This is a genomic window from Agathobaculum sp., from assembly GCF_050946325.1.
Taxonomy (GTDB): Bacteria; Bacillota; Clostridia; order Oscillospirales; family Butyricicoccaceae; genus Agathobaculum.
The window spans coordinates 1-7,439 of the sequence record NZ_JBMNUP010000093.1; the positions used below are offsets into that span (position 1 = coordinate 1).

Annotated in this window: 7 protein-coding genes and 1 pseudogene; 4 read left to right on the forward strand and 4 right to left on the reverse strand. The window is 54.0% G+C overall.

What is annotated here, in order from left to right; genetic code table 11:
- Positions 1–126 (reverse strand): HTH domain-containing protein (locus ACOYIE_RS07790; RefSeq protein ID WP_433412073.1); only part of this gene is annotated, 126 nt, incomplete at its 3' end.
- 75 nt (positions 127–201) lie between these two features.
- A pseudogene (locus ACOYIE_RS07795) lies at positions 202–390 on the reverse strand (3D domain-containing protein); the annotation flags it as partial.
- A gap of 963 nt (positions 391–1,353) precedes the next feature.
- Here ACOYIE_RS07795 and ACOYIE_RS07800 point away from each other — a divergent pair.
- Together ACOYIE_RS07800 and ACOYIE_RS07805 are read left to right on the forward strand one after the other, a co-directional pair.
- Entirely contained in the window at positions 1,354–1,485 is a 132-nt protein-coding gene (locus tag ACOYIE_RS07800; RefSeq protein ID WP_433412061.1) for a hypothetical protein, read from the forward strand.
- Between the two features lie 84 nt (positions 1,486–1,569).
- Positions 1,570–3,228: a ribonuclease J gene (locus tag ACOYIE_RS07805; protein ID WP_433412063.1), complete on the forward strand. Its 1,659-nt coding sequence runs from the start codon at positions 1,570–1,572 to the stop codon at positions 3,226–3,228.
- Positions 3,229–3,384: 156 nt separating this feature from the next.
- Here the strand turns inward: ACOYIE_RS07805 and ACOYIE_RS07810 are convergent, their stop codons facing one another.
- On the reverse strand, positions 3,385–3,921 hold the full coding sequence (locus tag ACOYIE_RS07810) for a hypothetical protein (protein ID WP_433412065.1): 537 nt from the start codon (positions 3,919–3,921) through the stop codon (positions 3,385–3,387).
- Positions 3,922–3,952: 31 nt separating this feature from the next.
- Positions 3,953–4,927, reverse strand: a complete 975-nt coding sequence (locus ACOYIE_RS07815) for a biotin--[acetyl-CoA-carboxylase] ligase (RefSeq protein ID WP_433412067.1) — start codon at positions 4,925–4,927, stop codon at positions 3,953–3,955.
- Positions 4,928–5,034: 107 nt separating this feature from the next.
- On the opposite strand from ACOYIE_RS07815, the gene ACOYIE_RS07820 reads away from it, so the two are divergent.
- Positions 5,035–5,832: an RNA-binding protein gene (locus ACOYIE_RS07820; protein ID WP_433412069.1), complete on the forward strand. Its 798-nt coding sequence runs from the start codon at positions 5,035–5,037 to the stop codon at positions 5,830–5,832.
- A gap of 71 nt (positions 5,833–5,903) precedes the next feature.
- Positions 5,904–7,439 (forward strand): S-layer homology domain-containing protein (locus tag ACOYIE_RS07825; RefSeq protein WP_433412071.1); only part of this gene is annotated, 1,536 nt, incomplete at its 3' end.

The window sequence follows — 7,439 nt, forward strand, 5'->3', positions numbered from 1 at the left end:
TGCGACATCGCCCACGATGACCTGGCGGCTGACGCCGCATTGCGCGGCCAAAGCGGCAGCGGAAACAGGTCCCTCTGCATGGGATAACAGATGTGTAATTTTGATTCGTCGATCAGAGGCGTTCATTGCAGTCACTTCCTTGGTGTCTCTATCATAACACAAAGAAAAAGGACTGTGCAAGGGCACAGTCCCAAATGTTTGTTAATCAAGCAGATAAACGTTTGCGTATTTGACGCCAAGTTCATAAGCGCGGGCATGAGAGGAAACAGCTACGTCGATTTTGTTGCCCTTAATTGCTCCACCGGTGTCTTCCGCAATGAAGAGACCGTAGCCTTCAATATAAACACGGCTGCCCAGCGGAATCACGGAGGGGTCTACTGCAATGGTGCGGCCCTCGGCCATCTGCGTGCCGGAGGCGGTGATGCCGTGCGAGTTGCCGTTGCAGAGCGCGCAGGAATCATAAAAAGTCAGCTTGTAGTTGCCGAGCGAAGTGGCGTTTTTCTTAATCAAGTCGCTGGCAACCAGATCCGCGGAATAGGCCACCGTTTTGGTTGCTACCGGATCGGTCAGCAGCGCGTTGTATGCAGCCTTCTGGGCGGCTTCAGCCTTAGCGGCGGCGTTTGCCTTGGCTTTGGCGTCTGCTTCCGCCTTAGCCTGGGAAAGCGCCTGCTCAGCGGTCAGAATCTGATCGGATGTCAGCACCGTGCCGACCGAGGAATTCAGGTTGGAAGAAAGCACGGCAACCGGCTCATCCAGAGCGGCCGCGCTGAACGTTGCCATTGTGCTGAGGGCGAGCGCCACAGCGGCAAGCCGGGCTGCATGCTTACGCAGAGAAATGGACATTTGTGTTACACTCCTAATACTTCAGTGAAAACCCGTGCATGGCACGGCATCGGTTGTTACCAATTTGTTTTCAGGTTGTTACTGTTTTGTCTTCAATCTGTTTCCGTTCTGTAACCTATCATACAGCACGCAGGGCGATTTGTCAAATGGGTTTTATAAATTCTGTGCAAATTGACGAATCATCCCCTGTGAGTGCGGATAACTCTGTGGAATGCTCTAAAAAAATCAGCGATTTGGACAAGAAAATCAAGCTGTTGTGTACATGGAAAGGTTACAGGACAAAATATATTGTGTTACCGGATAGGGACCCTTCTCAAAAGGCGGGGACAGGCAACCGCTCTTTTGCAGAATTCTGAGACAAAACCGACGTGAAAACGGCGAAACGGGCAGATGGCCTTTTGGGGTGTGGTCATTTTTCAGGTAACAGTATAGCGGAGCGGTGTTGTGCAGATACTGAGAGATGCGGACATGCAAAGCCGGGTAAAAATTGCTTTACAGCCGCAATCCGCTGTGGTATTCTATTATAAGTGTGTGCAGTTTGCAAAGGGATATGCGGCGTATGACGCTGATGGCGGGATGATTGAACTGCATGATGAAAAAATGAAAAGGCGGCTGTACGGGATTATGGGCCGGCCTTTTTAACAGCGGGTGCAATGCCTGCGGATATTTACATCACGAAAAACAAAAAGACGAAAATGATAGGAAAAGGAAAGTGATAGAACCATTATGAAAGAAAAACTGAAGATTATACCGCTTGGCGGCTTGAATGAGATTGGCAAGAACATGACGCTGATTGAGTATGGAAACGATATTATCGTAATTGACTGCGGCGTGGCTTTTCCGGACGATGATATGCTGGGCGTTGACCTGGTTATTCCGGATACGACCTATCTCAAGCGCAATCTGAACAAGCTGCGCGGATATGTCATCACGCATGGCCATGAAGATCACATCGGCTCCATTCCGTATGTGCTGCGCGAATGCAACGCGCCGATCTATGCGACCCGTCTGACCTGCGGCATTATTGAAACCAAGCTTTCGGAACACAAGATGCCGCAGAAGGTCAAGCTGCATCATGTGCGCGCGGGAGATACAGTAAAGCTGGGCTGCTTCAAGGTTGAGTTTATTCATACCAATCATTCCATTGCAGACTCGGTTGCGTTGGCAATTACGACGCCGCTGGGTGTGATTCTGCACACGGGCGACTTCAAGATTGATCTGACGCCTGCCTCGGGTGAGATGATTGACCTGGTTCGGATTGGTGAACTGGGCAAAAAGGGTATTCTGGCGCTGATGAGCGACTCAACGAACGTGGAACGTCCGGGCTATACGCCAAGCGAAAAAATTGTCGGCAAATCGCTTGAGAAGTTTATCAAGGCAAGTGACCAGCGCATTATTATTGCGACCTTTGCCTCAAACGTATCCCGCTTACAGCAGATTCTGGACATTGCTGCCAAAACAGGACGAAAGGTAGCCGTCTGCGGCCGCAGTATGGAGAAAATCTCAAAGGTAGCAATGGAACTGGGCTATCTGAAGGATACCGGCGGCGTGATGATTGATATTGCGGAGATCAAACGTTTTCCGCGCAGCCAGCTGATCATTGTATCCACCGGCTCGCAGGGAGAGACGATGTCCGCCCTGTACCGTATGGCGTATGGCAGCCATAAGCAGGTGGAGGTCAATGCGGGCGACCGCATTCTGATTGCGGCTTCTGCCATTCCGGGCAATGAAAAGTCGGTCAGCAATATGGTGAATGAGCTGTACAAGCAGGGCGCCGAGGTGATTTATGACCGTTCGGCTGCCATTCATGTCTCCGGCCATGCCTGCCAGGAGGATTTGAAGATGATGCTTGGCCTGGCCCGCCCGAAATACTTTATTCCCGTACACGGCGAGTATCGCATGCTGGTGCAGCATGCAGGCCTTGCAAGGGAAATGGGTGTCAACCCCAAGAATATTCTGATCACCGAAATCGGCCGTCCGGTGGAGATCAGTGAAAATTCGGCGCGTTTGGGCAATCCCGTGCCCGCAGGCCGGCTGTTGGTGGACGGCCTGGGCGTCGGAGACGTCGGCACCGCAGTGCTGCGCGACCGTAAGCATCTGTCGGAGGACGGTTTGCTGGTGATTGTCGTCACGGTGGACGCAACGACCGGCGTGGTGATTGCAGGACCGGATATCGTTTCCCGCGGCTTTGTGTATGTCAAGGAAGCGGAGGCGCTGATGGAGGAACTGCGTACCATTTCGCAGATGGCGCTTGACCGCTGCGCGGCGGAGGGTGTGCGCGACTGGAACAACCTGAAATCCGCGATTAAGGGCGATGTCAGCGACTACCTGTTCAAAAAGACCAAGCGCAGTCCGATGGTACTGCCCATCATTATGGAAATCTGATTTCAGAGCATCGTATCCTTGCAGGCAAAGAGGGTGCCGGCAAGGCGGCATTGACAAGGAAAACGCCCGAAGAAGCGGAAGCTTCTTCGGGCGTTTTTTACACAAAGTGCTGCCTGCTGCGGCAGAAAACAAAAGAAAAAGACTGACGTAAATTCGTCAGCCTTTATACATGCCAATTTTTTGCAGGTCTGTGATCATATCCGGTATGGTCTGGCCGGCGATCTGGAGACGCTGCGCCTCTCCGGGGTGTTCTTCTGAAAAAGTATCCCATGCCGTGAGCAGCTTGTCAGTGTGTGAAACGCCAAACTGTTCAAGCAGCGGAACAAAACGCTGGATATTCGTACTGTAAATGGAGATGACCTTATATTTCTGCACGAAAATTTCTTCCTCTGTTTGCAGCGAACCGATGGCAAAAGCGGATAGCCCATCCTGATACAGCAGTTCGCCGTAACCGTCCAGAATCATGGCAAGCTGTTTTTTTGTCATTCCATCCAGATACCAGACCTCTTCGGATTCCGCATCCGGATGCACTGCGAGAAAGAGCGGCGCGTTTAACTCCGCGTAAAACGAGTGAACAAAATCGTCCAGCTTTTCAAAGCTCAGGTTCAACGTGATGGTATCGCCATCCAGCTGGTATTGTTCAGAAAGCTTTTCCGGAAAGGGAATGGTAACGCCTGCGGCGGTTTGAAACATGAATGATATACTCCTTTGCTGTTGGTTGTATTTAAAAGCGGATGCTGATTTCGCCGGAGGACAATGCTTTGGTTTGTCCATCCGCCGTGCGGACGAGCAGATGCCCTTCGCTGTTCAGCCCTGTGCATTCTGCCTGATATGTTGCAGCGGGACTGATTACTGTAACAGGCTTGCCGATGCAGCACAGCCGGCTGCGGTATTGCGCAAGCAAAGCGGCATCCTGCCCGCTGTCAAGCAGGGCGTAGGCGCGCTCAAAGCGGGAGAGAATTGCGGCTGCTAAAGCGGCGCGGCGCGGCGGCGTACCAAAATCGCTGACAGCGCCGGCTACGGCCTTGACTTCGTCCGGCCACGCGGGATTGGGGCGGAGATTTACGCCGATGCCGACAACAAGCGAACTGACAGCGCCGGTTTCTCCCTCAATCGTTGCTTCGGTCAGAATACCGCATAGCTTGCGCCCTTCCATCAGCACGTCGTTGACCCATTTGATCTGCGGGCAAAAGCCGGCCGTCTGTTCGATGGCCTCGGCCACAGCAACGGCGGCTGCAATGGTGACAAATTGGATGCGGCTGACCGGAAGCACGGGATGGAGCAGCATAGTCATATAAATGCCTGACTGCGCGGGCGAGGAAAAGGAACGTCCGAGCCGGCCGCGGCCTCCGGTTTGTTCTTCTGCAATTAATGTGAAGCCGTGGGGACGGTTGAGATAGCGCTCTTTGAGTACCGAGTTGGTCGAAGTGAGCGAATGCTCAACCAGCAAATCGCGCCCGATATATGCGGTATCCAGCAGTACGGAAATACCTGCGGCGGTCAGACTGTCGTCGCCGTCGGCAAGGCGGTATCCCTCGCCGGGCACCGCGTCAATTGCCAGGCCTTCCGCGCGGAGCGCATCAATCGCTTTGTGTACCGCCGCGCGTGATACGCCGAGCGTTTCGGCCAGCCGGCCGCCGGACAGCCTTTCCCCCCGTGCGCTTTCCAGCGCCTGCAGTACGCTGTCTTTCACTGCCATGCATATCGCCTCCCTGCATTTGCAGTTCTTCTGAATTCTATTGTAAACGAAACCGGAAAAGAGTACAATAGGTTTTAAAAAAGGATTGCGAAAAAGAAGGGATAGCTGTGAAAAGCAGAAATGAAATACTCGCTGCGCTGGCCCGCACGGAAGAGGAGCGGCTGCTGCTGGCAGGTCTGCTGGATAAAGCGCGCGTGTGTGAGGAACGCGGGTATTTGACCTATACCAAAATTTTGGATTTGAAGGAACGAACGCTTTGTACGGAAGCGGTAAGGCTGGCAGGGCTGGCGGGGCAGGCGCTGTTCTGGGGCGGGTATGAAGACTCGGAGCGCGGCATATATTTATTCTATCCGGATTATATGGATGCTGAGGCGGCGCGTCAGGCGGCTCCGCTTGCGCTGCTGCGTGCGCACAAACGAAAAGAGGACGTGCTGACACATCGGGATTATCTGGGCGCGCTGATGGGATTGCAGATTGACCGCGCGATGATCGGGGATATTCTGGTGCATGAGCAAGGCGCGGACATGGTTGTGCTCGAGGAGATGGCGGATTTCATTCTGCTGCATTTTGCCCGAGCGGGCCGCAAACAGGTTGAGCTGACGCGGGAGCCGATAGAGGAACTGAAAACGGCGGAAACGGCGGAAAAAGAGGGGACGGGCTCGGTCGCCTCGCCCCGGCTGGACAGTGTGGCGGCGCTGGTGTTTGGCCTTGGACGGAAGGAGGCGCAGGAGCGCATTGAACGGGGAACAGTCTTTGTCAACAACGCGCTTTGCCAGAAACCCGAGCGGCAGCTTGCCGAGGGAGACCGGCTGACGGTGCGCGGTCTGGGCCGCGCGCGGCTGGTGGAATTTGGCGGCGTAAGCCGGAAGGGACGGCAGTTTATCCGTTTTGTAAAAAACGCTTGAAAGCAATCCGTTGTTGTCAAGAGGATTTGTCTATGGTATACTATAACTAATCTCAATAAGGGGTGTTGGATATGAAAAAACGACTGTTATCGGTTTTGCTGTGTGCAGTAATGCTGGCCTCTATGATTCCGGCCGCTTTTGCAGCGTCCGATATCGAAAACCACTGGGCAAAAAAGTACATTTCCTATCTGCATGAACAGGAAATCTATTTCCCAAAGAAAAATACCAGTACTTATGAGCCGAACCGGCAGATGACGCGCGCGGAATTTATGCGTTACATCAATCGTGCGTTCCACTTCACAGAGAAGGCGTCCATCTCCTATACGGACGTCAAGCCGACGGCATGGTACTATGAAACGGTGCAGATTGCCGCCAAATACGGATACATCAATGGTGTGGGGAACAATAAGATGGATCCGGACGGTACGCTGACCCGTGAGCAGGCGGCGGTTATCATCGGGCGGCTGCTGAAAGCCGACCCTGGCACCGTGTCGCCTTATGAACTGAAGTTTACGGATAAGAGTCAGATTTCCAAGTGGAGCGCGGGTTATATCAAAGCTGCGGTGGATAAGGGCATTCTTGCGGGATACAAGGACGGTTCTTTCAAGCCGGGGCGTGTTGTTACCCGCGGTGAAGTGGCCAAAATCCTGTATTATTATCTGGGCACGCCGCTGTCTGTGGCAGGCAAGACCTATACGGGCGCGGATCTGAAAACGGATACGGAAAATGTGACCATTTCTGAGGGCTGCACGTTGTCCAATGCAACGGTAAAGGGCGACTTGTATATCACGGAAGGCGTGGGCGCTGCGGCGGTCACACTGAATAATGTAAAGGTGGAGGGCGCGATTATTGTATCGGGCGGCACGGTTTTGCTGAACGATACGACCAGCGACCGTATGATTGTGTCCTCGCCGATGAACCGACTGCTGGATGTAACCGCTGTGGGCGCCACACAGATTGCGCGGACGGAGGTTGCCTCTGCGGCAACGCTGTCCGAAAAGACGCTGAACGCGGGTTCCAGCGGCCTGACGGCGGTTACTGCCGGAGGGAAGAGCAGAGTATCGTTTACGCTGGACGCCGAAGTAGCGGAACTGCTGCTGTCGGGCGAAGCGACGGTCAGCACAACCGCGTCGACGGTGGTGGAAACCCTGACGGCGGCCAAGGCAGCCTCTGTTACCGGATATGGCACGATTCTTCAGGCCGATATTAAGGCGGCGGGCGTGAGCTTTGCAAAGAGCGTTTCTGTTGCGTCCTATACGCTGGCCCCTGGAATCAGTGCGACGATTGGCGGACAGACGGTGGATACCTCAAGCTCGTCTGGTGTTTCGCCTGACCGCATTGACATTGACCTGGGTAAGCTGTCTTCGCTGAATGGCAGTGTGGCAGTCACGCTGCCTGCCGGCGTCCGTGCAGAAAAAGTTGCCTGCGATGGAAAGACGCTTTCCCTTTCGTCCGAGTATACGGAGAGCAGCACAGGGGTTCGTCTGCTGATTTCCTATCTGCGCACCCTGGACAGGGGCAGCCATACGCTGATTTTGACCTTGTCCGACGGTACGCAGGCAGGCGTTATCATCACAGTGACGGACTCTTCGGCTGCAACCAGCGCC

What these genes read in the sequence shown, in the direction of transcription:
- ACOYIE_RS07815 (WP_433412067.1), bottom strand. Translation starts at nt 4,927, where the DNA reads ATGGCAGTGAAAGACAGCGTACTGCAGGCGCTGGAAAGCGCACGGGGG.
- ACOYIE_RS07805 (WP_433412063.1), top strand. Translation starts at nt 1,570, where the DNA reads ATGAAAGAAAAACTGAAGATTATACCGCTTGGCGGCTTGAATGAGATT.
- ACOYIE_RS07810 (WP_433412065.1), bottom strand. Translation starts at nt 3,921, where the DNA reads ATGTTTCAAACCGCCGCAGGCGTTACCATTCCCTTTCCGGAAAAGCTT.